The organism is Sphingomonas quercus (genome assembly GCF_018863195.1).
Taxonomy (GTDB): domain Bacteria; phylum Pseudomonadota; class Alphaproteobacteria; order Sphingomonadales; family Sphingomonadaceae; genus Solisphingomonas; species Solisphingomonas quercus.
The window spans coordinates 135271-161681 of sequence record NZ_JAHKRT010000001.1; the positions used below are offsets into that span (position 1 = coordinate 135271).

Here is a 26411-nt window from a genome sequence, read left to right on the forward strand (position 1 = left end):
GGCCGGCATTTCCCCGACATCACCGGTCCGAAGTCGGCGCCGCGACAGGCACTCAGGCCCGGCGAGGCGCGCCTCCCGAAAGCCAGTTCAGGATGACAGGGCTTGTCGACAGGCACGGCCTGTCACAACAGCGCCTCGATCAGGCCGATCAGCGGCCGGTCCGCGGGCGGCATGTCGAGCGCGTGCAGCGCCACCGGGCGCACCCATTTCAGCGCGGTGGCGTGGCGCGGCTCGGGCGTACCCGCCCATTTGCGGCAGGCATAGAGCATGAGCAGAAGATGCCGCTCGCCCAGCGCCTCGCTGGCGAAGGTCGCCGGGGCGAGGCAGGCGGCGTTGACGTCGATGCCGAGCTCCTCGTGCAATTCGCGGATCAGCGCCGCCTCGGGCGTCTCGCCGGGCTCGACCTTGCCGCCGGGGAATTCCCAGAGGCCGGCCATCGGCTTGCCGTCGGGACGCTGCTGCACCAGCACGCGCCCGTCGCGATCGACCAGTGCGGCCGCCGTCACCAGCAGAAGCTCCGCTGCCATCGTTACTCTTCCTTCACTTCGATGATCTAGGCGCAGGCCGCGGCTTGCCGCCCATTTGGGGAATGACGATGCGGAAAATGTTGCGCAAGGGCCTGGACGCGCTCGCCCGCGACAGCCGCGGCGCGTCGGCGATCGAATATGGCCTGATCGTCGCCCTCATCGCGCTGGCCATCGTCGGCGGCCTCAGCGCGGTCGGCGGCAATGTCCTCGGTTTCTGGCAGCGGGTGGATCAGGAGGTCCGTATCAGCGGATGACGCCGTTGTTTCGGGGCTTTTCGCGCATCTACCTTAAGTCTTTTGCAACCACATTCGGTGTATTTCCCCTGCATTCGCCTCATCGCGGGGCGGCCGGGACCATCGCCAAGGAGATTGCCATGAAGTTCATCGCCAAGCTCGTCCGCAACCAGAAGGGCGCGACCGCTATCGAATACGGCCTGATCGCAGCGCTCATCGCCGTCGCCGCCATTGGCGCGATGCGTGGCCTCGGCACCAGCCTGAACACCACCTTCAACAGCGTCAGCGAGCAGCTGAACAACGCTTCCTGATCGCTTTTCCGGGCGGGGGAATGAAGAGGCGGCGGGTCCTTGGGCCTGCCGCCTTTCTCGTGCCTAGCCGATCGCCAGGAATTTATCGCGGCGGGCGGAGCGCAGCGCTTCGGGCGTCTCGCCGGCCAGCGAGGCCAGTTCCTCGGACAGCGCCGCGCCGAGGGCATTGATCGCCTCGTCGCGATGGCGGTGCGCGCCGCCGACCGGCTCGGGGATGACGCGATCGACCACGCCCAGCCGGCGCAGATCCTGTGCCGTGACCTTCATCGCCTCGGCAGCGTCGGCAGCCTTCTCGGCGGTGCGCCACAGGATCGAGGCGCAGCCTTCCGGCGAGATCACCGAATAGACGGCATGCTCGAACATCAGCACGCGGTTGGCCGCGGCCAGCGCCACCGCGCCGCCCGAGCCGCCCTCGCCGACCACTGCCGCGATCAGCGGCACGCCGAGCGACAGACAGGTCTCGGTGGAGCGCGCGATCGCCTCGGCCTGGCCGCGCTCTTCGGCCTGCACGCCGGGAAAGGCGCCGGAGGTATCGACCAGGGTCACCACCGGCAGGCCGAAGCGATCGGCCAGCTCCATCAGGCGGATCGCCTTGCGATAGCCTTCGGGCTTGGCCATGCCGAAATTGTGGCGGATGCGGCTGGCGGTATCGTCGCCCTTCTCGTGGCCGATGACCATCACCCGCCGACCGGCGATGCGGCCGAAGCCGCCGATGATCGCCTTGTCGTCGGCGAAGGCGCGGTCCCCGGCCAGCGGCACGAACCCTTCGACCACGCCGGCGACGTAATCCTTGAAATGCGGCCGCTCCGGATGGCGGGCGACCTGTGTTTTCTGCCAGGGCGTCAGCCTCGTGTAGCAGTCACGCAGCAGCTTGTCGGCCTTGGCCTCGATCTTGGCGATCTCGGCGTCGATGTCGACGGCACCGCTGCCATTGGCGGCGCGCAGCTCCGCCACCTTGGCCTGCAGCTCCGCGACGGGCTTCTCGAAATCCAGATAGGCGACCATGGCGGCGCGGGTTAGGCGGCTGGGGCGGCGCGGTCAATGTCGTCCGGGGTATCGGAGCATTCCCCCCGCTCTCGACCCTGTCCGGAATGACGACGGAATGGCTCAGGCGGCCGGGACATCCGCCAGGGGATGGCGCGCGTTCACCAGTTCCACCAGACGCCGCGAATCGACATGGGTGTAGATCTGGGTGGTGGCGATGTCGGCATGGCCGAGCATCGCCTGGAGCGCGCGCAGGTCGGCCCCGCCTTCGAGCAAATGGGTGGCGAAGGCGTGGCGCAGGACGTGCGGGCTGATCCGCGCCGGATCGAGCCCCGCCTCCGCCGCCAGTTCCTTGACGAGCTGGTAGAGGCGGATGCGGCTGAGATGGCGCTTGCCCGAGGGGAACAGCCAGTCGCCGCCCGGCGGCAGCGTCGCCGACCATTTCGCCACCGCCTCCAGCGCGCGTTCGGAGATCGGCACCAGCCGCTCCTTGCCGCCCTTGCCGCGGAGGATCGCGAAGGGCTGACCGGGGCGGATGGCGCGGCGCGGCAGCGACACCAGTTCCGTGGCGCGCAGGCCCGAGCCATAAAGCAGCTCGATCAGCGCGGTGAGGCGCAGCGTCAGCGGCGTCGGGGCACGTTCGGCGAGCGCGGCGAACAGGCGGTCGATGTCGGCCGTGCCCAGCGTCTTCGGCAGGGTGCGGCGGGCACGGCCGCGCGGCAGCGCCTCGCCCGGGTCGTCCTCGCGGAATCCCTCGTCGCGGAGAAAGGCGAAGAAGCGGCGCAATGCCGTGCCGCGCCGCGCGATCGTCGCCGGCGCCAGCGTCATCCAGCTTTCGGCGAGCGTCGCCAGCGCCGCCTCGTCCGCTCGCGCCAGCCCGCCCGGCAGGCCCGCGGACGCGCCCTCCAGGTCGGCGCGATAGGCGAGCAGCGTGTTGCGCGCCGAGCCCGCCTCCGCAGCCATCATTTCGAGGAAGCGGGCGATGAGCTCCCGATCGCCCGCCCCGCTCATGCCGATCGGCTGATCGCTTCCGCAGCGATCATCCGCGCCTCGGCCTCGTGGCCGGTGGCGGCGAGCGCGGCGACGATGTGGCGCAGATAGGCAGGCGGCACGCCGTCCCAGGCCGGGCTTTGCAACCCGATCGCGGCGAGCAGCGCGACCATGCCGGACTGGCCGCGCGCGGCGGCGCCGTCGATGGCGCGGGTCCAGGCGTCCTGATGGCCGAGGCCGGCGGCAGTCGCCCCGTCGAGCTCGCCCAGCGCGTCAGCCGGCAGGCGGCCGAGACCGGCGAGGCCGGCGACGAGCAGCTGGGCGCGGCGGGTCTGGCCCATGCCAGCGATGCGCTTGGCGTCGATCGTGATCACCGGTCGCGGCGCGGCGACGGCGAGCAGGCTCCACCCCAGCTCGCCCGAGGAGCCGCTCGGCAGCAGCGGCGCCCATTGCGCGGCGCGGCGATCAAAGCCGGCGGACAGCATCGCGGCGATCAGATCGCCGGCATCCGACGCGAAATCGTCCTTGGGCTGGATCAGCGCTGCGGCGCGCGCCGTCAGGATGGCGTTGGCGTAGCGGTCGGCCGCGGTCGGCGGATCGGCCCAGATCTTGCGCAGCGCCGCCACCCGGTCGGACTGTTCGGGCGCGGCATAGGCGAGGCGCAGGCGGCCGGTGACGCTATTGTCCTCGGCGGTGGGGTCGGCATCGTCGCCGAGCGTCGAATAGAGATCGACCAGCGCGCTGTTCGAGAACACGCCGAGCACCGCGGCGGTGCGCGCCGGATCGATCCGCGCCGAATAGGGGATGGCCGGCGTGCGCGCCGCCCAGGCGGTCATCGCCGGGCCGCCGCCTTCGAGAAGTTGCGGGGTCAGCGGCACGAACGCGGCGTTGCCCATGCCGAAGCGCCAGGGCGTGAGCTTGTTGACGCTGCGCCAGCTGATCGTGATCGCACGGCGATCATTGGTGCCGGCCGCCGCCAGCTTTTCGGCAAGCAGCAGGTCGATGCCGCCGGCGGTGCGGTCGGCGCGGGCTTTGTCAAGGATCTCGCCGGAGGTCGCCGAATCGCCCGACAGGCCGGCACATATGGCGCGGGCGAGCTGCCACTCCGGCGCCTTGTTGGCGGCAGCGCCGCGATCGGCGATGCCGCACAGCGCCACCGGATCGGATGTCGCCTCGGCCGTCGCCAGCGCCACCGCGTAAAGCCGCGCGGTATAGCGATCGCCGTCGACCGACTGGACCAGCAGCCGCGCCGCGTCCGCCTCGCCCATGCGCAGCAGCAGCGCAGCCCGCTCGGCCACCCAATCGGCCGGCTGGACCCTGGCCGGCGCCGGGATCGGGCTGAGCAGCGCGCGCCGCAGCAGCATCGATGCCCAGCGGGACGCGACCGGCGCATCCAGCCGGGTCATCAGCCCGACCAGGAAACGCCCGTCCGCGCGCCCGAAGGCATCGGGCGCGAAGCCGCCGCGCGCCACCGCCAGCGGCCCGACCCGGTCGATCGGACGGCGAGCCTGCGGGGGCAGCTCATCAGCCTGTTTGGCTTCCTCGGCGGCGGCAAGCTCGTCCGGCGAGGGCGGCGGCGGCGCGGCAACGGTGACGATCTGCTGCCCTTCGGCGGCGGGCAGCGCCGTCACCGGGGCGGGGGCGGCGGGTGCCGCCGGCGTGGGGGCGGCAGGGGCGGCGCCCGCCGCCGGCGCCGGCGCCGGCTCGCCAAAGCCGGGCGGCAGCAGGGATTCGGGGCGACTGTCCTGCGCCAGCACCGGCAGCGCGATCGCCGCCGCGCCGGCCAGCGCCGCGAGCGCGATCGCCCTATTTCGCGGCCGCATCGTTCAGCACGTCCTTCTCGACCCGGGTCTGCGGCACCTCATGATTGCGGCTGGCGAGTGCAATGGCGCCGCCAATGACGATCACGATGAGCAGGATCAGGATAAGCAGGGGACGCGACATGAGGAAGGTTTCCGTGAATTCTGGCAACAAGCTGGCGCTTTGACGCCGGGACAGCACCCTGTATAGCCCGCGCCGCGATGTCGCAAAGCCCTTCCCTCACCGCCGACACCGAAGCCGCCCCCGCCCCACGGTCGCGCACGATCGTGCTGGTGGGAATGATGGGCTCCGGCAAGTCCACCGTTGGCCGCCGCCTCGCCGCCCGCCTGCGCCTGCCGTTCGTCGATGCCGATCACGAGATCGAGCGCGCCGCCGGCCTCACCGTGCAGGAGATTTTCGATCGTCTCGGCGAGGCGGAGTTCCGCGACGGCGAGCGGCGGGTGATCGCCCGGCTGATCGAAGGCGCGCCCAAGGTCATCGCTACCGGCGGCGGCGCCTTCATGCATCCCGAGACGCGCGCCCTGATCCTGGAGAAAACCACCGCCATCTGGCTGCGCGCGGATATCGACGTGCTCGCCGATCGCGTCGGCCGGCGCGACGGGCGGCCGCTGCTCAAGGGCAAGGACCCGCGCGTCGTCCTCGCCGAACTCGCCAAGGTGCGCGAGCCGATCTACCGGCTCGCCCCGATCCACATCCTCTCCCAGCCTCTGCCGCACGAGGCGGCGGTGGAGGCGATCCTCAAGGCGCTCGGGAAATGATGACGCGGATCACGGTGGCGCTCGGCGCGCGCAGCTATCCGGTGGATATCGAGAACGGCCTGCTCGATCGTGCCGGCGCGGTGCTGGCGCCGCTGGCCCGGGCCAATCGGCTGTTCCTGGTGACGGACGTGAATGTGGCGGCAGCCCAGCTCGACCGCTTCCGCGCGGGCTGCGCGGGGATCGAGATCGAGGCGGTGATCCTGCCGGCCGGCGAAAGCAGCAAGAGCTGGGCGCAGCTGGAGGCGCTCACCGATCGCATGCTCGATTGGGGCGTGGAGCGCGGCGACCATGTCGTGGCGCTCGGCGGCGGGGTGATCGGCGATCTCGTCGGGTTCGCCTCGGCGATCGTCAAGCGCGGCTGCAATTTCGTGCAGGTGCCGACGACGCTGCTCGCCCAGGTCGACAGCTCGGTAGGCGGCAAGACCGCGATCAACGCCCGCGCCGGCAAGAACCTGATCGGCGCCTTTCACCAGCCGGCCCATGTGCTGATCGACCCCGATGTGCTCGACACGCTGGGCTCGCGCGAGACCCGCGCCGGCTATGCGGAGGTGGTGAAATACGGGCTGATCGACGATCCGGATTTCTTCGACTGGTGCGAGGACAATGCCGGGGCGCTGCTGGCCGGAGACGGCGCCGCGCGGCGGCACGCCATCGCGCGCAGCGTCGAGGCCAAGGCGCGCATCGTCGGCGAGGATGAGCGCGAGACCAGGGACCGCCGCGCGCTGCTCAATCTCGGCCACACATTCGGCCATGCGCTGGAGGCGGAGACCGGCTTTTCGGAACGCCTGCTGCATGGCGAGGCGGTGGCGGCGGGCATGGCGCTTGCCTTCCGCTATTCGGCGGCGCGCGGCCTGTGCGCGCCGGACGACGCGGAGCGGGTGTCGCGCCACCTCGCCGCCGTTGGCCTGCCGACCTCGGCCGCCGAGGCACATGTCACCGCCGCCGGCGCGACCCTGGTTGCCCATATGGCGCATGACAAGAAGATGGCCGGCGGCCGCCTGCCGTTCCTGCTCGCGCGCGGCATCGGCCAGACCTTCGTTGCGAAGGATGTCGAACTCGAGGATGTGGCCGCGTTTCTGGACAGCGAGCGGGGCTGAATTTCCCGAACAATGTGAGGGTCAGCGCGCGCGGCGGAAATCCCCCAGGCCGATCGCCGCGATGATCCCGGTGAGCCCGCCGACAATGCCGGTGAACATTGGTCCGTTCAACGCCAGGCCGAGCCAGTCGTGCAGCAGGGCCCCGATGGCGCCGGCGGCAACACCGGCGACGAGGCCGAGGATGATCAACCGTGAAAAGAAACGCACGGACATGGTTCGCCCCTTCACATGCCGCCATCAAGCAGAGTGAGGCGCCCGCGTGAAAGAGGCCGATCGGCCAGTCACCGCGTTCCGCGCCACGCGATGAGGAGCCAGCCGAGGATCATCGCCACCCCGCCCAGCGGCGTGATCGCGCCCATCACCTTCGGCGCGCCGAATGCCAGCGCGTAGAGCGAGCCGCCGAACACCGCGCCGCCGGCCGTGAACAGCCACCCTGCCCGCCGTTCGCGCAGCGCGATCGCGGCCAGCGTGGCGACGGCATGGACCAGCTGATAGGTGCCGCCGGTGCGCAGCAGGGCGGCGGCATCCGCGCCGGCGCCGTGCGCGGCGAAGGCGCCCGCCGCGACCGCCAGCGCGCCGGAGAGGCCCGCCAGCAGGGCCAGCGCATCCCGCTTCATGTGCCGCGCGGCCGGCGGAATTCGGGCTCGGTGAGGATCATGTCGCGTGCCGCGGCGACGTCGTTATGCTCACGCTGCAGGGCGAAGCGTTCGTCGTCGCGGCGGCGGTAATCGGCTTCGGCGGTGACGACCTCGTCCGCGTCGGCGCCGACCAGCGTCAGCGCCTGCTTGCCCATGGCGACGGCGCTCTCGAATACCTCGCGCACGCAGCCCGCGATCGGCACGCCGGCGATGCGCAGCATGTGCCGGCGATCGAACACGCGGACGAGCAGGCGGGCATCGGGGAATGCGGCCGCGATCGGCTCGAGCTGCGCGCCGCCAAGCCCCTCGCCGTCGATGCAGAAGGCGATGAGTTCCGCCTCCTCGGCGCCGGCCTGACGGAGCAGGTCGATGCGCGTGCCGTCCCCGTACCAGACCTTCATGCCGAAGCCGGCTGCGGTCTCGATCATCTCCACATCGGTATCGACGACGGTGATCGACACCCCCTGCGCGAGCAGCATCTGCGCCACCGTCTGGCCGAAACGGCCATAGCCGACGATGATCGCGCTGGACTGCTCGGCTTCTTCCGGCCCCGGCACATGGATCAGCCGCGCGCCCGCCGCCTCGCCGCCGAAGCGCCGCGACAGCGTCATCAGGAACGGCGTGGTCGCCATCGAGAGGGTGACGATCGCGCCGAACAGGCTCGCCGCGCCGGGAAGGATGAGCAGCGCTTCCTGGGCCTGGGTGAACAGCACGAAGCCGAATTCGCCGCCCTGGCTGAGCAGCAGGCCCATGGCCAGCGCCGGCCGGTTCGCCATCCCGAACAGGCGGCAGAGCCCGAACAGCACCGCGGTCTTCACGATGATCAGCACCGCCGCCATGCCGAACACGAAGGCCGGCCGCATCGCCACCGTATGCAGGTCGAGCATCATGCCGACCGAGAGGAAGAACAGGCCCAGGAGGATTGAGCGGAACGGCTCGACATCGGCCTCCAGCTCATGGCGATAGGGCGAATCGGCGAGCATCACCCCGGCCACGAAGGCGCCGAGCGCGGTGGAGAGGTGCAGCGTTTCCATCAGCGCCGCCGACGCCAGCACGGTGACGAGGCCGGCAGTCACGAACATCTCGCGCTCGCCCAGCCGGCCGATGAGGCGGAAGATGGGCGAGATGACGAAGCGGCCGGCAAGCACCAGGCCGGCCACCGCCGCCACCGTATAGACCGCCATCAGCCACCCCGGCGGCGCAGCGGGGTCGGCCGGCGCCCGGCTCAGCGCCGCGATCACCGTGATCAGCGGCACGATCGACAGATCCTGGAACAGCAGGACGGAAAAGGCGCGTTCGCCGAACGGCGTGTTCATGCGCCCCGCCGAGCGCAGCAACGGCAGCACCTGTGCGGTCGACGACAAGGCCAGCGGCAGGCCGAGGGCCAGCGCCGCCGCGCTGCTGAATGGAGTGAAGAAATAGATGACGCCCGCCAGCGCCAGCCCCGCCAGCACGACCTGCAATAGCCCGAGGCCGAATATGTCGCGCCTCAGCTGCCATAGCCGGGCGGGATTAAGCTCCAGCCCGACGAGGAACAACAGCAGCACGATGCCGATCTCGCCGACGGCGGCGGCGCTTTCCGGCGCCGTGATCAGCCGCAGGCCCTGCGGCCCGATCGCGGCCCCCGCGACGAGATAGCCGAGCACGGCGCCGAGGCCGAGCTTGCGGAACAGCAGCACCGAGACCAGCCCGGCACCGAGCAGGATGAAGCCGTCGGCGAGCAGGTCGCCGGTGACAGGGCCGGGCGCGCTCATGCCGCTGCCCGCCCCTGATGCGCCTGCGCCGCCGCCTCGGCGACCGCTTCGAAAGCGAGGCGGATCGACGGGTGGCGCGCGCTGTGCGGCAAGGCGGCGCGGAAGATGTCGAGGCCGGGCCAGTCGCCCGGATCGTCGCGCCGGCCGGCGAGGAAAGCGGCGAGCGCGTCGCGGGCGGCGGCAAGTTCGTCCGGCGAGCGGCCGATGGCATGCGCGCCCATCAGCGCCGCCGAGGCCTGGCCCAGCGCGCACGCGTTCACCGCCTGCCCCAGCTCGGCGACACGGCCGTCATCGCCGATCGACACGTCGACGGTCACCCGGCTGCCACAGACCGGCGAACGCCGCTCGGCCGTCGCCTGTGGCGCGGCCAGCCGTACGTGGTGGGGGATGGCGGTGGCGAGGCGCAGGATCGCGGCAGTGTAAAGTGGCGCGCTCATCCGCCGGTCCCCGCGCGGCGCGCCGCCACCCAGTCGACCACTGCCCCGCCCGAGGCGTGGAGCAGGGGATAGGTATGCGAGGCGCGCATCCAGTCGGGCCGCGCCGATCGCGAGCCCCAGATCGAATCATAGACCAGGGAGACGAGCAGGAACAGCACGGTGGCACCGAGCAGCCCTTTCAGCGCCCCGAAACCCAAGCCGAGCAGCCGGTCGAGCGGCCCGAGCACCGACTGCCGGGTGCGCGCGCCGACCGAGCGGGCGACCATCCGCCCGCCGAAGAATGTGATGCCGAATATGGCGACGAAGGCGAGTATCGCCGCGCCGGTCTCCGTTCCCACCGGCCCGATCAGCCAATGCGACACGGTGGTGAACAGCAGCTTCAGGGCGACGATCGCCGCCACCCACGCGAACAACGACAGGATCTCGGTGACGAAGCCGCGCATCACCCCCAGCAGCGCGGCGCCACCCACGAGGATGAGCACGACGATATCGAGTGCGGTGAGCGCCATGACCGGCAGGTATGCGTGGGGGGCCTGACCGTCAACGTTCAGGCAAAGAGATCGATCACCTTTGCATCGGGCATCGCATGCGCGACGAGCAGCGACCGGTGGCAGGCGGCAGGATCGCGCTCGAAGCAGAGCAGCGCGGAGGGCTGTTCGGCAGCCAGATCGCGCATCTGCTCGATCTGCGCCGCGGCCTCGGTGGTGGCGAGCTGGCCGGCATAGATTGCGGCCAGCTCGGCGCGCCGCCCCTTGCGCGCCGCCTCGCGTCCGGCCGGCGGCGTACCCAGCGCCCTCAGGTTGATGTAGCCGATGCCCGCTTCGCTCAGGCCGGCGGCGAGCACATTCTTCGAGAAGCCCGGCTTGCGGGACAGCGGCACTGCGCGCACGTCGATGACCCGGGCGACGCCGGCCGTTTTCAGGGCTGCGATCAGCTCGGGCTGGGTGGTCCCCTCATAGCCGATCGTGAAGATCGTCCCGGCGCGCGACAGCATTGGCCTCTCCTTCCCCATTCCGCTAACGGGCAACGAATCATGACGGATAAGGTGCATATCATCGGTGGCGGGCTGGCCGGATCGGAAGCCGCCTGGCAGCTCGCCCAGGCCGGCATAGCGGTGCGGCTGTCGGAAATGCGCGGCGTCGAGGCGACGCCCGCGCATCATACCAGCGACCTCGCCGAGCTGGTCTGCTCCAACAGCTTTCGCTCCGACGATGCCGAGAACAACGCCGTCGGCCTGCTCCATGCCGAGATGCGGGCGATGGGATCGCTGATCCTGGCGCAGGCGGACGCGCATCGCGTGCCGGCCGGATCGGCGCTGGCCGTCGACCGCGACGGCTTCTCCGCCGGCGTCACCGCCGCGATCGAGGCGCATCCGCTGATCGAGCTTGTCCGCGAGCGGGTCGACGCGCTGCCGGCAGACGGGCCGACCATCGTCGCCACCGGCCCGCTCACCGCCGCCGCCCTCGCAGGCTCGATCGGCGCCGCCACCGGCGAGACCGAACTGGCCTTCTTCGACGCGATCGCCCCGATCGTCCATCGCGACACGATCGACATGGACGTGGCCTGGTTCCAGAGTCGCTGGAACAAGGGCGAGGGCAAGGATTACATCAACTGCCCGCTCGACAAGGAGCAGTATCTTGCCTTTCACGCCGCGCTGCTCGCCGCCGAAAAGACCGAGTTCCGCGAGTGGGAGCGCGACACGCCCTATTTCGACGGCTGCATACCGATCGAGGTGATGGCCGAGCGCGGCGTCGACACGATGCGTTATGGGCCGATGAAGCCGGTGGGCCTCGATGATCCGCGCACCGGGCGCTGGCCCTATGCGGTGGTGCAGCTGCGTCAGGACAATGCGCTGGGCACGCTGTGGAACATCGTCGGCTTCCAGACCAAGCTCAAGCATGCCGAGCAGGTGCGCCTGTTCCGCACTATCCCGGGGCTGGAGAAGGCCGAGTTCGCGCGGCTTGGCGGGCTGCATCGTAACACCTTCCTCAATTCGCCGCGGCTGCTGGACGCCGCGCTGAGGCTGAAATCGGCTCCGCACATCCGTTTCGCCGGCCAGATCACCGGCTGCGAGGGCTATGTCGAGAGCGCCGCCATCGGCCTCATCGCCGGGCGTTTCACCGCCGCCGAACTGGCCGGGCGGGCGATCGTGCCGCCGCCGGCCGAGACCGCGCTCGGTGCCCTCCTCGGCCATATCACCGGCGGCGCGGAGGCCGACACCTATCAGCCGATGAACGTCAATTTCGGCCTGTTCCCGCCAATTCCCGGCCGCACCCGCAAGGCCGAGCGCAAGGGAATGATGGCCGCCCGCGCCCGTGACGCGCTTGCGGCGTGGATGGCGGACTGACGCGCCAGACGGCTGGCCACGAAGACAGCAGCCAACCCATGGGCGCGGATGACAAACGGGCGCCATGGGGGAGTGAATCATGAGCAGTTTCATCGAAACGCAGCATTTTTCCCCGTCGCTGTCGGTGCCGATCGCCGTCGCGCTCCTCGGCTCCGGTGTGTTCGTCGTGGTCCGCGTCGTGACCGCGGGCATGCCGTCCTATAAGCTATTGGTCGCGCTCCTCCTTATGGCCGTTCTCGTGGCCTTCGCTGCCCTGCTGGTGTTCTATCCGATGACGACCCGCGTCGACGGGGAGATGCTGTCGGTGCGCATGCCCGCGCTGATCAACCGCACGATCGACCTGCGAAACGTCGCCGAGGCGGATGTCGAGGAATTCAGCCCGCTGGGCGATTATGGCGGCTGGGGCGTTCGCTTCGCCCGCGGCGGCGTTCTCTATAATCTGCGCGGCGACCGGGCCGTCACCTTGCGACTGAAGAGCGGGGAGAAGGTTTCCGTCGGCTCGCAGGCGCCGCACGAGCTCTTGCGCGCGATCGAGGCCGCCCGCTCCTGATCGCAGCCTGAGTCCCTGAGCTTCGTCGACGCCGGATCGCCGTTCATCGAGGCCGGCTCGACGGCACCCCGTCCGCGCGGCCACCCCCTGCCTGCCCGATTGCCCCCAAAGCCCGCCGGGGAAGGCTCAGGCTCATCGGGTATTGTGACCAACAGGGGGAAATTCCGACATGCGTATGTTCCAATGGGGCGGCTTCGCCGCGCTACTCGCCTTCGCCGGGGCCGCCGATGCGGCGGCCGTGCTGAAGGCCCAATATCTGTTCCAGAACAGCCTCGCGTCGAGCGTTGCCGGGGCGCCGGACCTTGTCAATGTCGACCCGATGGGCGCCAACGCCTTCGTCACCGATACCGTACACGGCGAGACGCGCAGCGTGTTCAGGACCGGCGGCACCGCCTCGAAAAGCCAGCAGGGCGGCCTCAGCTTCAATAGCGGCGGCCTGTTGTCGCCGACCGAATATTCGGTGGCGATGACGCTGAAATTCAACGACGCCAGCAGCAACGGGCGTTGGCGACGCATCCTCGACACCAGCAATCGCGGCTTCGACGGCGGTCTCTACGTCAATCCGCAGAACGACCTTGAAGTCTATCCGGGACGAGGCGCCGATACCGATTTCCTCGCCGGCGACTATCGCAACATCGTCCTCACCGTTAAACCCGGCGCGACGCCCGGCGCTCTCAGCCAGGTCAGCGCCTATATCGACGGCGGCGCATCGCTCGGCCTCATGACGAGCGTCATGGATATTTCCATGAGCGGCATCCTCAACCTGTTCCTGGACGACGGATCGGAATGGGCGCCGGCCAGCATCGCCGCGCTGAGCTTCTATGACGGCGTGCTCAGCGCCGCCGAGATCGCCGAGATCAATGGCGACCCGATCCCGCATCCCTCGGCCGTGCCCGAACCGGCCAGCTGGGCGATGATGATCCTCGGCTTCGGCGCGGTCGGCGTCGCCTCCCGGCGGCGTCAGGGCGCCCGTCGCTCGCTCGCCTGAGCCGAGGTCAATTATCGTCGCGGCTGGCGAGCGCCGCTTCGACCGCCGCGCTGCAATCGCAGCGCGGCGTGTTGCTGGCGGGCTTGCGCACCTGTCGCGTGGTGGCGAACTCGGCAGCGGTCAGCGCGCCATCCTTCTGCTTGTCGGCGGTGTCGAAACGCTTGATCGAGCTGGCGGCATATTCCTCGAAGCTGAGGCGGCCGTCGCCATTGGCATCCAGCCGCTCGAAGGCGCGATGGCGGCCGATCAGGAACTCGTCGCGGCTGACGCGGCCGTCCTTGTTCTTGTCGTTGCGCGCAAAGCGCTTCTCCTCGCGGGTCGCCTCGGACGCGGCCGGCGGCGGCAGCGGGATATCGCGATCGTCATCCTTTGCCTGCGCGGCGAACGGCGCCGGGCCGAGTTGGCCGCCATGGCCGTCGTCCTGATTCTGCCACCAGAACAAGCCAGCCGCGACCAGCAGCAGCGCTGCCACTCCGCCTGCGAGATACCGCCACATCAACCATTCTCCACCGCTCGACCGCTACGGTCTAGCTCCCGGTAAGGCGGTGCCGCAATATGGCCAATAGGCGGGCCGGCGATCCCTGCCGTTCCGCCGCGCCGGCAGCGATGTCGCGCAGGGCGAGCGCGGAAAGCAGGCCGAGCGGGCGCACGCCACGCGGCCAGCGCGCCCGCACCGGCACCGCCTCTGCCAGCGCCGCCCTGTCCCCGCCCCGCGCGAGATCGACCAGCGCCCACGCCGCGCCCGCGCCCTCCGGCGCGACGCCGCCGAGCAGGCGGGCGGTCAGCCTGAACAGCCCTTCGCCGCGCGCGGCGGCATGGACCGCCCGCTCCTCGGGGCCGACAGCATCGGCGGGGAGCAGCACCTCCCAGCCTTCTTCCATGTCTGCCATCTCGGCTCCCGAGATACCCGCGGGCAGCACGTCCTGCGCGATCGCCCGGAGCAGGGGCTGGGCGGGCGGCGGCCCATCATCCAGCGCGGCGAGCGCATCGCGCCACCAGACCAGCCGCATCTGCCCGATAACCGCCTCGTGGGTGGAGGCGATGATCCGCGCGAACTGCTCGTCGAGCGCCCAAAGCGCCGTGACCGCCGGCCTGACGCCGGCGGGCACATAGGCGAGCGCCAGGCGGCGCTCAGGATCGGCTATTTGTAGCAGACCTGACGCGCCGCCTTCACGACGCGGTCGGCATCGACCAGCGCCAGCTTCTCCAGATTGGCCGCATAGGGCAGCGGCACGTCTTCATTGGTGACGCGCAGCACCGGCGCGTCGAGATCGTCGAACCCTTCCTCCATGGCGATGGCCATGATCTCGGACGAGATGGAACAGACGGGCCAGCCTTCCTCGACGACGACCATGCGGTTGGTCTTCGCCAGTGAACGCAGCACCGTCTCGCGATCGAGCGGGCGCAGCGTGCGCAGGTCGATCACCTCGGCCTCGATCCCCTCGCCGGCCAGCGTTTCGGCGGCCTCCAGCGCCAGGCCGACGCCGATCGAATAGGACACGATCGTCACATCCTTGCCCTCGCGGACGATGCGCGCCTTGCCGATCGGCAGCACGAAATCGTCGATCTTGGGCACCTCGAAGCTGCGGCCGTAGAGCAGCTCGTTCTCAAGGAAAACGACCGGATCGTCGGTGCGGATCGCGGCCTTGAGCAGGCCCTTGGCGTCGGCCGCGTCATAAGGCGCGATGACGATCAGGCCGGGCACGGCGGCATACCAGGGGCCGTAATTCTGGGAATGCTGCGCGCCCACGCGGGAGGCGGCGCCGTTGGGGCCGCGGAACACCACCGGGCAGCGCATCTGGCCGCCCGACATGTAATTCGTCTTGGCGGCCGAATTGATGATGTGATCAATCGCCTGCATGGCGAAGTTGAACGTCATGAACTCGACGATCGGCTTCAGCCCGCCCATCGCGGCGCCGGTGCCGACGCCGGCAAAGCCATATTCGGTGATCGGCGTATCAATGACGCGCTTGTCGCCGAATTCGTCGAGCAGGCCCTGGGTGACCTTGTAGGCGCCCTGATACTGGGCAACCTCCTCGCCCATCACGAAGACGCGGCCGTCGGCACGCATCTCCTCGGCCATGGCATCGCGCAGCGCCTCGCGGACGGTCGTCTTGACCATCTCGGTGCCGGCCGGGATCGCCGGATCGGCGGTGACGGCGGCCTTGTCGCTGGCGAGCTTGCTGGTCCCGGACTCCGCCTTCTTCGGCGCGGCGGCCTCGGCAGCAGGGGCGGCGGCGGGCGGCGCGGACTCAGCAGCCTTGGCGGCCTCGGCAGGCGCGGTGGCGGTGTCCTCGCCCTCGCCGGCGATGGTGGCGATGACGGTGCCGACCTTCACCCCGTCCGTACCTTCGGCGACGAGGATCCTGGTGATCGTGCCCTCATCGACGGCCTCGAACTCCATGGTCGCCTTGTCGGTCTCGATCTCGGCGAGGATGTCGCCGGATTTGACGGTGTCGCCTTCCTTCACCAGCCACTTGGCGAGCGTGCCTTCCTCCATCGTCGGGGAAAGCGCGGGCATCTTCAATTCGATCGACATCTCAATACTGCCCCACCAGCACATCGGTATACAGCTCGCCACCCTCAGGCTCCGGCGACTGCTCGGCGAAGTCGGCCGCCTCGGCCACCCGCGCCCGGATTTCCTTCTCGATCTCCTTCAGCGCATCCTCGGTGACGCCCATCGCCTCGAGCTCCTTCTTGGCATGCTCGATGGGATCGGAATTATCGCGGACGGACTGCACCTCCTCGCGCGTGCGATATTTCGCCGGGTCGGACATAGAGTGGCCGCGATAACGGTAGGTCTTGAGCTCGAGCACGATCGGACCCTTGCCGGCGCGCACCCAGGCCAGCGCCTCCTCGGCGGCGCCGCGCACGGCCAGCACGTCCATGCCGTCCACCTGTATACCGGGAACGCGGAAACTCTCGCCACGGCGATAGAGCTGGTCCTCGGCGGACGAGCGGGCGACGCTGGTGCCCATCGCATATTGGTTGTTCTCGATCACGTAGATGATCGGCAGCTTCCACAGCTCGGCCATGTTCAGGCTCTCGTACACCTGGCCCTGATTCGCGGCGCCATCGCCGAAATAGGCCATGCACACGCCGCCATCGCCTTCGTATTTGTGCTTGAAGGCGAGGCCGGTGCCGAGGCTGACCTGGGCGCCGACGATGCCGTGGCCGCCGTAGAATTTATGCTCGACGCTGAACATGTGCATCGAGCCGCCCTTGCCCTTCGAGATGCCGGCCTGGCGCCCCGTGAGTTCGGCCATGATCACCTTCGGATCAATGCCATAGGCGAGCATGTGACCATGATCGCGATAGCCGGTGATCACCGAATCCTTGCCGGCTTCCAGCGCGGACTGCAGGCCGACGGCGACCGCCTCCTGACCGATATACAGATGGCAGAAGCCGCCGATCAGGCCGAGCCCGTAGAGCTGCCCTGCGCGCTCCTCGAAGCGGCGGATGAGCAGCATCTGCTGGTAGAAGCCGAGCAGCTCCTCCTTCGACGCCTCGTAGCGCTCCGGCTGGGCAGGGCGTTCGCGGTTGGGAATGGCCGGTTCGGCAGCAGCGGCGGCAGCGGCGGCGGGCGCATTGCTGCGGGCGGGGGATTTTCTAGCTGCCGGCTGGCGGCTGGTGGGTCGGGTTGCTCGGGCCAAGCGGATCGCCTTCCTCGGGTGGGTTGCACGTCGTGCATTCCCTATAGGCGGGGAAAAGCGGCCTCGGCAACGGGCCGGAGAGCGCGAAATGCTTTACTTGATGTCCAGGATCACTTCGTCCGGACGCGCCAGGCCGAGATCCTTGCGCACCAGCTCGTCCGCCATATCCGGATCGGCACGCCGCGGATCCAGCAATGCGACGCGATGAGCGAGCTGGGCGCGCTGCGCCTCGAGCTGTTTCAGCTCCACGGCGCGGCGGCCCAGTTGCTGACGATAATCGCCGAGTGCGAACAATCCGTTCGCGCCCAGCAGAGCATAGCCGGCGAAATTGCCGATGATGAGCAGCGCCAGCGCCGGCCACAGCGCCGCCATGATCAACGAACGTGGAGACTGACGAGTGCGGCTCATCCGCGAATCAAACCAGAATCCTCTCGGCGACTCAAGGTAATAGTGATTCGCTTCGGCGCTTTACCGACTCGTTCGGGCGAAAATCTCACGGCCGGCATAGCGCGCCATCATCCCCAACTCCTCCTCGATACGAATGAGCTGGTTATATTTTGCCAACCGGTCGGAACGCGCCAGGCTGCCCGTCTTGATCTGCCCGCAATTGGTAGCGACGGCGAGATCGGCGATGGTCGCGTCCTCCGTCTCGCCCGAGCGATGCGACATGACCGCGGTGTAGCCGGCGCGCTGGGCAGTGGTCACCGCCTCCAGCGTCTCGCTCAGCGTACCGATCTGGTTCACCTTCACCAGCAAGGAATTGGCGAGGCCATCGGCGATGCCCCTGCGCAGGCGCGCCGGATTGGTCACGAACAGATCGTCACCAACGAGCTGGACGGAGCCGCCGATGCGGTCGGTGAGCGCCTTCCAGCCGACGAAGTCATCTTCGCTCATGCCGTCCTCGATCGACATGATCGGATAGCGTGCGGCGAGGTCGGCGAGATATTCGGCCATTTCCTCCGGGGAGAGCACGCGGCCCTCGCCGTCCAGATGATAGGCGCCGTCGCGGAAGAACTCGGTGGCCGCGCAATCGAGCGCCAGCACCACGTCGTCGCCGGGCGTGTAGCCGGCCTTTTCGATCGACTGCATGATGAAATCGAGCGCGTCCGGCGCCGAAGCGAGGTTCGGCGCGAACCCGCCCTCGTCGCCGACGGCCGTCGCCAGCCCCTTGTCGTGCAGCGACTTCTTGAGCGTGTGGAAGATCTCCGAGCCACAGCGCACCGCCTCGAACAGGCTGTCCGCGCCGATCGGCATGATCATGAATTCCTGGAAGTCGATCGGATTGTCGGCATGGGCGCCGCCGTTGATGATGTTCATCATCGGCACCGGCAGGACATGCGCGCCGACACCGCCGACATAGCGATAGAGCGGCAGGCCGCGTGCGTCAGCCGCCGCCTTGGCCGCCGCGAGGCTGACGCCGAGAATGCCGTTGGCGCCGAGACGACCCTTGTTGGCGGTACCGTCCAGCTCGATCATCACCGCGTCGAGCGCAGCCTGATCCTCGGCATCGAGGCCGACCACCTCGCCCGCGATCTCGCCGTTGACGGCGTCGACCGCGTCGGACACGCCCTTGCCCAGCCAGCGGCTCTTGTCGCCGTCGCGCTTCTCCACCGCCTCGTGCGCGCCGGTCGACGCGCCCGAGGGTACGGCGGCGCGGCCGAAGCTGCCATCCTCGAGCGTCACATCCACCTCGACGGTCGGGTTGCCCCGGCTGTCGATGATCTGGCGGGCATGGACATCGACGATCGCGGTCATGGAGAATTCCCTTGTGGCTGGAAGTCGCGCAAGCCTCTATCGAGCGATGGCGCGCGAGGCAATTCGCGCGCGGCGCCGGGCGTCTCAAGGAACTTGAGGCAAGCTCCGCGCGTCCTTCGTGCGAGGCTGAAACCACCGGAGACCGCGATCATGCCGAACCGCAACAACGAGCTTCCCGAGGGCACCGACAGCATCATCGCCGGCGCGTCTGCCACCGATGATGATTTCACCCCGGCCATACCGATGACCGGCCGCGACGAAGGCGAAGGCGAGTCCGCCGGCCTGCGCGACCGGCTCTCGTCCGCCACCGCATCCTTGCGTGAGCAAGCCACCGAGCGCACCGCCGACCTGCGCGGTCAGGCGGGCGACAGGGCGCGCGCCTTTGCCGAGCAGGGCAAGGAGCGTGCCACCACCGCGCTCGAGGGCGTATCCCGCATGATCGGCGAGGCCGCCGGCCAGGTCGACGAGAAGGTCGGCCGGGAATATGGCGATTATGCCCGCCGCGCGCAGGCGGCGATCGAGGGCCTCGCCACGACGCTGCGCGACAAGGACGTGGACGCCCTGTTCGACGACGCCCGCGACCTCGTCAAGAAGAGCCCGGCGATCGCGATCGGCGCCGCCGCCGTGGTCGGGTTCGCGCTCGTCCGGCTGATCAAGTCGGGCACCGGCCAGGACGAGACCGCAACGGCCGACACCGAGACCGACCGCAGGAAAGGCTGATCCCTTGGACGAAAGGGGGAAGGATGATTTGCGGCCGTCCCTCGGCGATCTGGCCCACCAGCTCGTCGAGGACGGCCGCACCGCGGTCGAGGCGGAGATCAATGTCTGGAAGGCGATCGCGGCGTGGCGGCTGAGCGGGCTCAAGCTCGGGTTGCCGCTGCTGCTCGTCGCGCTGTTCGTCCTGCAGGCGCTGGTGACGGCCCTGTTCATCGGTGTGGTCATCGCGCTCGCGCCGCTGGTCGGCGCGGGGCTTGCGGTGCTGATCATGGGCATCGCCGGGCTGGTGCTGATCGGCCTGCTCGTCTGGATCGGCACGCGCCAGCTGCGCACCCTCTTCGCCCCCCTGCCGCCTGAGGATCCCGCCGCATGAGCGACGGCCTCACCCGCATCTCCCAGGCGCGAGAGACGGCACGGCGCGCCCGGCTGCGTTTGAAGGACGACGTCGAGCTGCTGCGCCAGCGTGCCCAGCCCGCGAAGCTGGCCGGGGATGCCGCGCGCGAGATGGCCGAGCATGTCTGGCTGCGCCCGGCCGCGGTCGTGGCCAGCGCGGCGGCGGTCGGCCTTTCGGTGGCGGTGCCGGGGCTGCGCCGGTGGGGCTTCGCGCTGGGCCGGGTCGCCTGGCGCAACCGCTCGCCGCTCGGACGGTTTATAATCGCGACACTGCCGGCCTTGCGCCGCATGGACAGGAAGGACCGCTAGCATGACGACGAGGATTGACGCTTCCGGAAACGCCGTCGATTCGCAGGACACCGAAGCGCCCGGCCGGATCGAGGCCGCGCGCAACGCCACCGGCGATGCCTATTCCACCGCCCGCGACAAGGTCGGCAGCGCGCTCGAAGGTGCGCGCGAACGGCTCGGCGACGTCTATGGCGATGCCCGCGACCGCTCGGCCGACCTCGCCCGCAAGACCGGGGACAGCATTCAGGAGCATCCTGTTGCCGCGCTCGTCGGCGGCCTCGCCCTGGGCGCGCTCGTCGCCGCGGTGCTGCCGCGCACGGAGCGCGAGGTCGCGGCCCTCGGGGCGATCGGTGGCCGGCTCAATGACGCCGCGCGCAGCGCCGCCGATGCCGCCAAACAGGCCGGACGCGACAAGCTCGATGAGCTCGGCCTGACGCCGGATCGCGCCCAGGACGCGGTGAGCAAGCTCTTTGCCGACGTCGCCAAGGCGGCCACCCATGCCGGCACCGCCGCCGCTACCGCGGTGCGCACCGGCAAGGACGCCGGCTGACGCTCAGCCGCGGTTCAGTCCGCCGGCCCTAGACGATACCCGGTCGGCCGCCTTCTTGCCGAGGGCGGCCCCCTTTTCAGTGAGACCGTAAATGCATTCCTTCCGTTCCCTGCTTGGTGCAGCCCTTCTCTCGGCCTCCGGCCTCGTTCTGCCGGCCTTCGTCGCGCCGGCGGCGGCAGCGGCGGTCGACACGGCTGAGCCGGGCAAGTTCATCGAGACGCTGACCGACGAAGGTTTTCGCGTGCTCCGCAGCAACAGCCGCGATGCCGCGCGCGGCCAGTTCCGCACGCTGCTCTCGCAATATTTCGCGATCGACCAGATCGGGGACCGGCTGCTCGGCAAATGGCGCGCCCAGATCACCCCGGCCCAGTACAGCGCCTACAAGGCGGCATTTCCGGGCTTCCTGATCGGCACCTATTCCGACCGGCTATACGAATATGGCAAGTCGGATGTGAAAGTGGTCCGTGTCGTGCCGCGCGGCAACAGCGCAGTGGTAATGAGCCAGGTCATCCAGCCCGGTGCCGCGCCGATCACGGCGCTGTGGACGGTGGACCGCATGGGCAGCGGTTATCAGGTCAGCAACCTGACGGTGGCCGGCATCAACCTCGCCGTCACCCAGGCGGCGGATTTCGACAGCTATATCCAGCGCAACGGGATCGACAAGCTGATCGCCTTCATGAAGTCGCGCGGCTGACGGAACGCGGCGCGGGGAGAGGCTTCCCGCGTCGGTCCGCTGCCTATAATGACAGTGTCAGGCCATCTCCGGCTGACCTTTCAAGCGCAGGATTGCCATTCATGAGCAAGCTCCATCTCGTCTTTGGCGGCCGGGTGAAAGACCCGCAGACGCTCGATTTCGACACGAACACCGTCGAGGTCGTCGGCATCTTCCCGGATTATGCGAGCGCCGAGAATGCGTGGCGCGCGGCTGCCCAGCGCACCGTCGACGATGCCGAGATGAAATATGTGGTGGTCCACCTCCACCGCATGCTCGAGCCGCCGCTGGATCTGCCGTCGGCGTAGCAGAAAAGGCGGCTCACGCCCCCCGGTAGCGCCAGAGCAGCAGCGGGCGGGCCAGCGCGAGGCCGGCGAGGAAGCCGCCGATATGGGCGGCGATGGCGATACCACCGGGCGCGCCGCCGATATTGGCGATGCCGAACAGCAGCTGAAGGCCGATCCACGCCGCCGCCAGCCACAGGACGTGGAGCAGCTTGCCGGGGATTGGCCCGAAATCCTGCACCTTGCGCTGGCCGAACAGCAGCGAATAAGCGCCGACGATCGCCGACACGGCGCCGCTCGCGCCGACCATCGGCTCGGTCGATGCAGGATCGACCGCCCATTGCGCCAGCGCCGCGCCATAGGCGCCGACGCCGTACAGGACGAGCAGCCCCCGCGAGCCCAGCGGCGCCTCCACATAGCGGCCGCAAAAGCCCAGCATCATCATGTTGAAGGCGATGTGCAGCAGATTGGCGTGGACCAACGTCGCCGTCAGCGGGGTGAGCAGCGCCGGCACCGCATAGGGCAGCCACTCGATCGCCCCGAAGCGCGCCGGCACGAAGCCCGCATACAGCGCGGCATGATCGATCAGGCGCGACACGGACGCGACGAGATACGCCGCCGCGGTGACGGCGACCAGCCACACCGTGGCGCGCGGCGGCGGCATCCTCATCGCGTCACATCCCTGCGGTGGGGAAGAGCGGGCGTCAGATGAACTCGATCTTGGCGATCGAATAGTAACGGTCGCCCGACGGCACCGTCACTTCGACATCGTCGTCAACCTTGCGGCCGATCAGGCCGCGGCCGAGCGGCGAATTATAGGAGATGCGGCCCTTCTTGGCGTCCGCCTCGGTCTGACCGACGATCTGGTAGACGACTTCCTTGTCGTCCTCGTCGAGCAGGGTGACGGTCGCGCCGAACACCACCTTGTCGCCGGACAGGTCGCGCGGGTCGATGATCGTCGCGCGGCTCAGCTTGTCCTCGATGTCGGCGATGGTCGCCTCGATCTGGCCCTGCCGTTCCTTGGCGGCGTGATATTCCGCATTCTCGGAAAGGTCACCATGGGCGCGCGCTTCCTCGATCGCATCAATCACCTCCGGGCGTTCGATGGTCTTGAGGCGGTGCAGCTCCTCCGTCAGCATCCGATGGCCCTCGGCCAACATCGGCATCTTCTCGACGGTCGCCATCTCCAAACAACCTTTCGTTAAAAAACAGGACGCGGACGGCCGGTGTCGCGGCCGCCCCGTCCATTCAGCGCATGTTGGGGGTCAATTACGCGGGGAGCGATAATATTCCTGCAGCGCACGCACTTCAAGGGGCCTGCGCCGCATTGCGGCGATGGCCCGTGCCGTAGCGACGCTCGCCGCCGCGGTCGTGAAGTAGGGAATGCGCTGGCCGAGCGCCGAAATGCGGATCGCGCGGCTGTCCTGCAACGACTGCCAACCCTCCGTCGTATTGAAGATGATCGCCACCTCGCCGTCCTTGATGCGGTCGACGATATGGGGCCGGCCCTGGGCGACCTTGTTGACGCGCTCGACACGCACCCCCTCGGCCTCGAGATATTCCGCGGTGCCGCCGGTGGCGAGGATGGTGAAGCCGAGGCTCTCCATCTCGCGCGCGGCGGGCAGGATCACCGGCTTGTCGCTGTCCTTGACGGAAATGAACACGGTGCCGCCATCGGGCAGTATGGTGCTCGCACCGAGCTGGGCCTTGGCGAAGGCAGTCGCGAAATCCGTATCGATTCCCATCACTTCGCCGGTCGATTTCATTTCCGGTGACAACACTGGATCGACGCCCGGGAAGCGCGCCCAGGGGAACACCGCCTCCTTCACCGCGACATGATCGACGCTGCGGTCGATCGCCGGAAGTGTGGCCAGCATCTCGCCGGCCATCACCCGCGCCGCGATCTTGGCGACCGGCTGGCCGATCGCCTTGGCGACGAACGGCACGGTGCGGCTGGCGCGCGGATTGACCTCGATCAGATAGACTTTGCCGTCCTTGACCGCATACTGGATGTTCATCAGCCCGCGAACCTTCAGCGCATCGGCGAGCGCGCGCGTCTGCCGCTCGATCTCGGCGATGATCTCGTCGGACAGGCTGTAGGGCGGCAGCGAGCAGGCGCTGTCCCCCGAGTGCACGCCGGCCTCCTCGATATGCTGCATGACGCCGGCGACGATGGTGTCCTTGCCGTCACAGATCGCGTCCACATCCACCTCGATTGCGTCGCGCAGATACTGGTCGATCAAAACCGGTGAGTCGCCAGACACTTGCACGGCGGTCTGGATATAATGTTCGAGCTGCGCCGGCCCGTCGACCACCTCCATCGCGCGGCCACCCAGCACGTAGGACGGCCGCATCAGCACCGGATAGCCGACCCGCTCGGCGACGCGCAGCGCCTCCTCGCGGCTGCGCGCGATGCCGTTGCGCGGCTGGAGCAGGCCAAGGCGGGTAACGAGATCCGCGAAGCGTTCGCGATCCTCGGCGAGGTCGATCGCGTCGGGGCTGGTGCCGAGGATCGGGATGCCGGCCGACTCAAGCTCCTGGGCGAGCTTCAGCGGCGTCTGCCCGCCGAACTGCACGATCACCCCGACCAGAGTCCCGTTCTGCTGCTCGACATGCAGGATTTCGAGCACGTCCTCGACCGTCAGCGGCTCGAAATAAAGACGATCGGAGGTGTCATAATCGGTGCTCACCGTTTCCGGGTTGCAGTTGACCATGATCGTCTCATAGCCCGCGTCCGCCAGCGCGAAGCAGGCGTGACAGCAGCAATAGTCGAACTCGATGCCCTGCCCGATCCGGTTCGGGCCGCCGCCGAGGATGACGATCTTCTTCCGATCGCTCGGCTGGGATTCGTTTTCAGGCTCGCCGAACACCGGCGCCTCATAGGTCGAGTACATGTATGGCGTCTTCGCCTCGAACTCGGCCGCGCAGGTGTCGATACGTTTAAACACCGGACGCACGCCGAGACGATGGCGGAGCGCGCGCACCTCCTTCTCGGTGACGCCGCCGGTCAGCGCTTTCACAGTGTCATGGACGATGCCGGACCCGCGCGCCTGGGCGCGGTCCATGCCGGCGAGGTTGGCGGATTGCAGCGCCAGCCAGGCGAGGCGCCTGTCGGAAAAGCCCATCGCCTTCAGCTTGCGCAGGCCGGCGGCGTCGTTCGGCAACCCGTCGCGGCAGACCCGCTCTTCGGCCTGCACGATCTCGCGCAGCCGCTCCAGGAACCACGGATCATAGCCGGCGAGCCGGTGGATCTCGTCGACCGTGAAGCCTTCGCGCAAAGCCTGGGCGGCGACGAGCAGCCGGTCGGGCGTCGCCTTGGACAGCGCCGCCTCGATCTCGGTACGGCCAGCGCCGGCCAGACGATCGACGATGTTGAGGCCGGACAGGCCCGTCTCCAGGCCGCGCAGCGCCTTTTGCAGGCTTTCGTGAATGTTGCGGCCGATCGCCATCACCTCGCCGACCGACTTCATCGCCGTGGTCAGCTGGTCGTCGGCGCCCTTGAACTTCTCGAAGGCGAAGCGCGGCACCTTGGTGACGACATAGTCGATCGTCGGCTCGAAGCTGGCGGGCGTCGCGCCGGTGATGTCGTTGTCGATCTCGTCGAGCGTGTAGCCCACCGCCAGCTTGGCCGCGACCTTGGCGATCGGGAAACCGGTCGCCTTGGAGGCCAGCGCCGAGGAACGCGACACGCGCGGGTTCATCTCGATGACGACCAGCCGGCCATCCTTGGGATTGACCGCGAACTGGACGTTGGAGCCGCCCGTCTCCACGCCGATCTCGCGCAGCACCGCAATCGAGGCGTTGCGCATGATCTGATATTCCTTGTCGGTCAGCGTCAGCGCCGGCGCGACGGTGATGGAATCGCCGGTATGGACGCCCATCGGATCGACATTCTCGATCGAGCAGATGATGATGGCGTTGTCGTTGCGATCGCGCACCACCTCCATCTCATATTCCTTCCAGCCGAGGACCGATTCCTCGACCAGCACCTCGGTGGTCGGCGAAAGATCGAGGCCGTTGGTGACGATGGCGATGAAATCGGACTTGTTGTAGGCGATGCCACCGCCCTGCCCGCCCATCGTGAAGCTCGGCCGGATGATCGACGGCAGGCCGACATGTTCGAGCGCCGCCAGCGCCTCGTCCACGGTATGGGCGATCGCGGAGCGCGGGCTTTCCAGGCCGATCTTGTCCATCGCCTCGCGGAATTTCTGGCGATCCTCGGCCTTGTCGATCGCCTCGGCGTCGGCCCCGATCATCTGCACGCCATATTTCTCCAGCGTGCCGTCGCGGAACAGCGCCAGCGCGGTGTTCAGCGCCGTCTGCCCGCCCATCGTCGGCAGCACCGCGTCGGGCCGCTCCTTCTCGATGATCTTGGCGACGATTTCGGGCGTGATCGGCTCGACATAGGTGGCGTCGGCCATGTCCGGATCGGTCATGATCGTGGCGGGGTTGGAGTTGACGAGGACGATGCGATAGCCCTCCTCCTTCAGCGCCTTCACCGCCTGCGTGCCCGAATAATCGAACTCGCACGCCTGACCGATGACGATCGGGCCGGCGCCGATGATGAGGATGGAGGAGATGTCGGTACGCTTGGGCATGTCAGACTCGCGCTGGATTCAGGGGG

The 26411-nt window shown here is 68.7% G+C and carries 33 protein-coding genes; 13 read left to right on the plus strand and 20 right to left on the minus strand.

The annotated features are described in order from the left end of the window. Positions 1–122 precede the first annotated feature (122 nt). Positions 123–527 carry a (deoxy)nucleoside triphosphate pyrophosphohydrolase gene (locus tag KOF26_RS00670; protein ID WP_216318418.1) on the minus strand — a complete coding sequence of 135 codons (405 nt, stop codon included), beginning with the start codon at positions 525–527 and terminating at the stop codon, positions 123–125. Between the two features lie 80 nt (positions 528–607). Here KOF26_RS00670 and KOF26_RS00675 point away from each other — a divergent pair, with 80 nt between their 5' ends. Together KOF26_RS00675 and KOF26_RS00680 are read left to right on the plus strand one after the other, a co-directional pair. After that, positions 608–781, plus strand: a complete 174-nt coding sequence (locus tag KOF26_RS00675; protein WP_435876830.1) for a Flp family type IVb pilin — start codon at positions 608–610, stop codon at positions 779–781. 119 nt (positions 782–900) lie between these two features. Continuing rightward, positions 901–1071 (plus strand): Flp family type IVb pilin, encoded by a 171-nt coding sequence (locus KOF26_RS00680; RefSeq protein WP_216319852.1) that lies wholly within the window; start codon positions 901–903, stop codon positions 1069–1071. Positions 1072–1134: 63 nt separating this feature from the next. Here the strand turns inward: KOF26_RS00680 and KOF26_RS00685 are convergent, their stop codons facing one another. From KOF26_RS00685 to KOF26_RS00700, 4 genes are all read right to left on the minus strand, one after another. Beyond that, positions 1135–2076, minus strand: coding sequence for an acetyl-CoA carboxylase carboxyltransferase subunit alpha (locus KOF26_RS00685; RefSeq protein ID WP_216318420.1), 942 nt, complete (start codon positions 2074–2076; stop codon positions 1135–1137). Between the two features lie 102 nt (positions 2077–2178). Continuing rightward, positions 2179–3066, minus strand: a complete 888-nt coding sequence (locus KOF26_RS00690; RefSeq protein WP_216318423.1) for a tyrosine recombinase — start codon at positions 3064–3066, stop codon at positions 2179–2181. Further along, positions 3063–4868: a hypothetical protein gene (locus tag KOF26_RS00695; protein WP_216318426.1), complete on the minus strand. Its 1806-nt coding sequence runs from the start codon at positions 4866–4868 to the stop codon at positions 3063–3065. The genes KOF26_RS00690 and KOF26_RS00695 overlap by 4 nt, the downstream gene beginning before the upstream one ends. Then, positions 4852–4989: a hypothetical protein gene (locus KOF26_RS00700; RefSeq protein WP_216318429.1), complete on the minus strand. Its 138-nt coding sequence runs from the start codon at positions 4987–4989 to the stop codon at positions 4852–4854. Before KOF26_RS00700 ends, KOF26_RS00695 begins: the two co-directional genes overlap by 17 nt. A 77-nt stretch (positions 4990–5066) precedes the next feature. On the opposite strand from KOF26_RS00700, the gene KOF26_RS00705 reads away from it, so the two are divergent. Beyond that, positions 5067–5624, plus strand: coding sequence for a shikimate kinase (locus tag KOF26_RS00705; RefSeq protein WP_216318431.1), 558 nt, complete (start codon positions 5067–5069; stop codon positions 5622–5624). Further along, positions 5624–6721 (plus strand): 3-dehydroquinate synthase, encoded by a 1098-nt coding sequence (gene aroB / locus KOF26_RS00710; RefSeq protein WP_216319855.1) that lies wholly within the window; start codon positions 5624–5626, stop codon positions 6719–6721. The genes KOF26_RS00705 and aroB overlap by 1 nt, the downstream gene beginning before the upstream one ends. A gap of 21 nt (positions 6722–6742) precedes the next feature. Here the strand turns inward: aroB and KOF26_RS00715 are convergent, their stop codons facing one another. From KOF26_RS00715 to KOF26_RS00740, 6 genes are all read right to left on the minus strand, one after another. Next, entirely contained in the window at positions 6743–6934 is a 192-nt protein-coding gene (locus KOF26_RS00715; RefSeq protein ID WP_216318433.1) for a hypothetical protein, read from the minus strand. A 68-nt stretch (positions 6935–7002) separates the two neighbouring features. Continuing rightward, the gene (locus KOF26_RS00720) at positions 7003–7338 is read right to left on the minus strand and encodes a DUF423 domain-containing protein (protein ID WP_216318437.1); all 336 of its coding nucleotides are present in this window, start codon (positions 7336–7338) and stop codon (positions 7003–7005) included. After that, the gene (locus KOF26_RS00725; protein WP_216318440.1) at positions 7335–9113 is read right to left on the minus strand and encodes a cation:proton antiporter domain-containing protein; all 1779 of its coding nucleotides are present in this window, start codon (positions 9111–9113) and stop codon (positions 7335–7337) included. Before KOF26_RS00725 ends, KOF26_RS00720 begins: the two co-directional genes overlap by 4 nt. Continuing rightward, the gene (locus KOF26_RS00730; protein WP_216318443.1) at positions 9110–9550 is read right to left on the minus strand and encodes an iron-sulfur cluster assembly scaffold protein; all 441 of its coding nucleotides are present in this window, start codon (positions 9548–9550) and stop codon (positions 9110–9112) included. Before KOF26_RS00730 ends, KOF26_RS00725 begins: the two co-directional genes overlap by 4 nt. Further along, positions 9547–10059 carry a CvpA family protein gene (locus tag KOF26_RS00735; RefSeq protein ID WP_216318446.1) on the minus strand — a complete coding sequence of 171 codons (513 nt, stop codon included), beginning with the start codon at positions 10057–10059 and terminating at the stop codon, positions 9547–9549. The genes KOF26_RS00730 and KOF26_RS00735 overlap by 4 nt, the downstream gene beginning before the upstream one ends. Before the next feature lie 38 nt (positions 10060–10097). Then, positions 10098–10544, minus strand: coding sequence for a DUF488 domain-containing protein (locus KOF26_RS00740; protein WP_216318449.1), 447 nt, complete (start codon positions 10542–10544; stop codon positions 10098–10100). 39 nt (positions 10545–10583) lie between these two features. On the opposite strand from KOF26_RS00740, the gene trmFO reads away from it, so the two are divergent. The 3 genes from trmFO (at position 10584) to KOF26_RS16955 (ending at position 13435) form a co-directional block, all read left to right on the plus strand. Further along, complete coding sequence (gene trmFO / locus KOF26_RS00745) at positions 10584–11897, plus strand: methylenetetrahydrofolate--tRNA-(uracil(54)-C(5))-methyltransferase (FADH(2)-oxidizing) TrmFO (RefSeq protein ID WP_216318452.1); 1314 nt, start codon at positions 10584–10586, stop codon at positions 11895–11897. Between the two features lie 79 nt (positions 11898–11976). Continuing rightward, entirely contained in the window at positions 11977–12447 is a 471-nt protein-coding gene (locus tag KOF26_RS00750) for a hypothetical protein (RefSeq protein WP_216318454.1), read from the plus strand. Positions 12448–12616: 169 nt separating this feature from the next. After that, on the plus strand, positions 12617–13435 hold the full coding sequence (locus KOF26_RS16955) for a PEPxxWA-CTERM sorting domain-containing protein (protein ID WP_253200907.1): 819 nt from the start codon (positions 12617–12619) through the stop codon (positions 13433–13435). A 7-nt stretch (positions 13436–13442) separates the two neighbouring features. Here KOF26_RS16955 and KOF26_RS00760 read toward each other — a convergent pair whose 3' ends face one another. The 6 genes from KOF26_RS00760 to eno all read right to left on the minus strand — a co-directional run bounded on the left by KOF26_RS00760 (position 13443) and on the right by eno (position 18843). Next, on the minus strand, positions 13443–13931 hold the full coding sequence (locus tag KOF26_RS00760) for an EF-hand domain-containing protein (protein WP_216318457.1): 489 nt from the start codon (positions 13929–13931) through the stop codon (positions 13443–13445). A gap of 31 nt (positions 13932–13962) precedes the next feature. Then, positions 13963–14589 (minus strand): squalene/phytoene synthase family protein, encoded by a 627-nt coding sequence (locus KOF26_RS00765; protein ID WP_216319862.1) that lies wholly within the window; start codon positions 14587–14589, stop codon positions 13963–13965. After that, positions 14577–15974 (minus strand): pyruvate dehydrogenase complex E1 component subunit beta, encoded by a 1398-nt coding sequence (locus tag KOF26_RS00770; protein ID WP_216318460.1) that lies wholly within the window; start codon positions 15972–15974, stop codon positions 14577–14579. The genes KOF26_RS00765 and KOF26_RS00770 overlap by 13 nt, the downstream gene beginning before the upstream one ends. Position 15975: 1 nt before the next feature. Further along, positions 15976–16983 (minus strand): pyruvate dehydrogenase (acetyl-transferring) E1 component subunit alpha, encoded by a 1008-nt coding sequence (gene pdhA, locus KOF26_RS00775; RefSeq protein WP_363181687.1) that lies wholly within the window; start codon positions 16981–16983, stop codon positions 15976–15978. 198 nt (positions 16984–17181) lie between these two features. Beyond that, positions 17182–17496, minus strand: a complete 315-nt coding sequence (locus KOF26_RS00780; protein ID WP_216318465.1) for an FtsB family cell division protein — start codon at positions 17494–17496, stop codon at positions 17182–17184. A 60-nt stretch (positions 17497–17556) separates the two neighbouring features. After that, a complete protein-coding gene (gene eno, locus KOF26_RS00785) occupies positions 17557–18843 on the minus strand; it encodes a phosphopyruvate hydratase (protein ID WP_216318467.1) in 1287 nt (428 codons plus the stop codon). 150 nt (positions 18844–18993) lie between these two features. On the opposite strand from eno, the gene KOF26_RS00790 reads away from it, so the two are divergent. From KOF26_RS00790 to KOF26_RS00815, 6 genes are all read left to right on the plus strand, one after another. After that, positions 18994–19563, plus strand: a complete 570-nt coding sequence (locus tag KOF26_RS00790) for a hypothetical protein (protein WP_216318470.1) — start codon at positions 18994–18996, stop codon at positions 19561–19563. Between the two features lie 28 nt (positions 19564–19591). Then, on the plus strand, positions 19592–19933 hold the full coding sequence (locus tag KOF26_RS00795) for a phage holin family protein (protein WP_216318473.1): 342 nt from the start codon (positions 19592–19594) through the stop codon (positions 19931–19933). Further along, positions 19930–20262 (plus strand): hypothetical protein, encoded by a 333-nt coding sequence (locus KOF26_RS00800; RefSeq protein WP_216318476.1) that lies wholly within the window; start codon positions 19930–19932, stop codon positions 20260–20262. The genes KOF26_RS00795 and KOF26_RS00800 overlap by 4 nt, the downstream gene beginning before the upstream one ends. 1 nt (position 20263) lies before the next feature. Continuing rightward, positions 20264–20791: an ElaB/YgaM/YqjD family protein gene (locus KOF26_RS00805; protein ID WP_216318479.1), complete on the plus strand. Its 528-nt coding sequence runs from the start codon at positions 20264–20266 to the stop codon at positions 20789–20791. Between the two features lie 91 nt (positions 20792–20882). After that, the gene (locus KOF26_RS00810) at positions 20883–21485 is read left to right on the plus strand and encodes an MlaC/ttg2D family ABC transporter substrate-binding protein (RefSeq protein ID WP_216318482.1); all 603 of its coding nucleotides are present in this window, start codon (positions 20883–20885) and stop codon (positions 21483–21485) included. 101 nt (positions 21486–21586) lie between these two features. Then, positions 21587–21811, plus strand: coding sequence for a DUF4170 domain-containing protein (locus tag KOF26_RS00815; protein ID WP_216318485.1), 225 nt, complete (start codon positions 21587–21589; stop codon positions 21809–21811). A gap of 13 nt (positions 21812–21824) precedes the next feature. Here KOF26_RS00815 and KOF26_RS00820 read toward each other — a convergent pair whose 3' ends face one another. The 3 genes from KOF26_RS00820 to carB form a co-directional block, all read right to left on the minus strand. Next, a complete protein-coding gene (locus KOF26_RS00820) occupies positions 21825–22457 on the minus strand; it encodes a rhomboid family intramembrane serine protease (RefSeq protein ID WP_216318488.1) in 633 nt (210 codons plus the stop codon). A 34-nt stretch (positions 22458–22491) separates the two neighbouring features. Beyond that, positions 22492–22971 carry a transcription elongation factor GreA gene (greA, locus tag KOF26_RS00825; RefSeq protein WP_216318491.1) on the minus strand — a complete coding sequence of 160 codons (480 nt, stop codon included), beginning with the start codon at positions 22969–22971 and terminating at the stop codon, positions 22492–22494. Between the two features lie 81 nt (positions 22972–23052). Further along, on the minus strand, positions 23053–26385 hold the full coding sequence (gene carB, locus KOF26_RS00830) for a carbamoyl-phosphate synthase large subunit (protein WP_216318494.1): 3333 nt from the start codon (positions 26383–26385) through the stop codon (positions 23053–23055). Positions 26386–26411 lie beyond the last annotated feature (26 nt).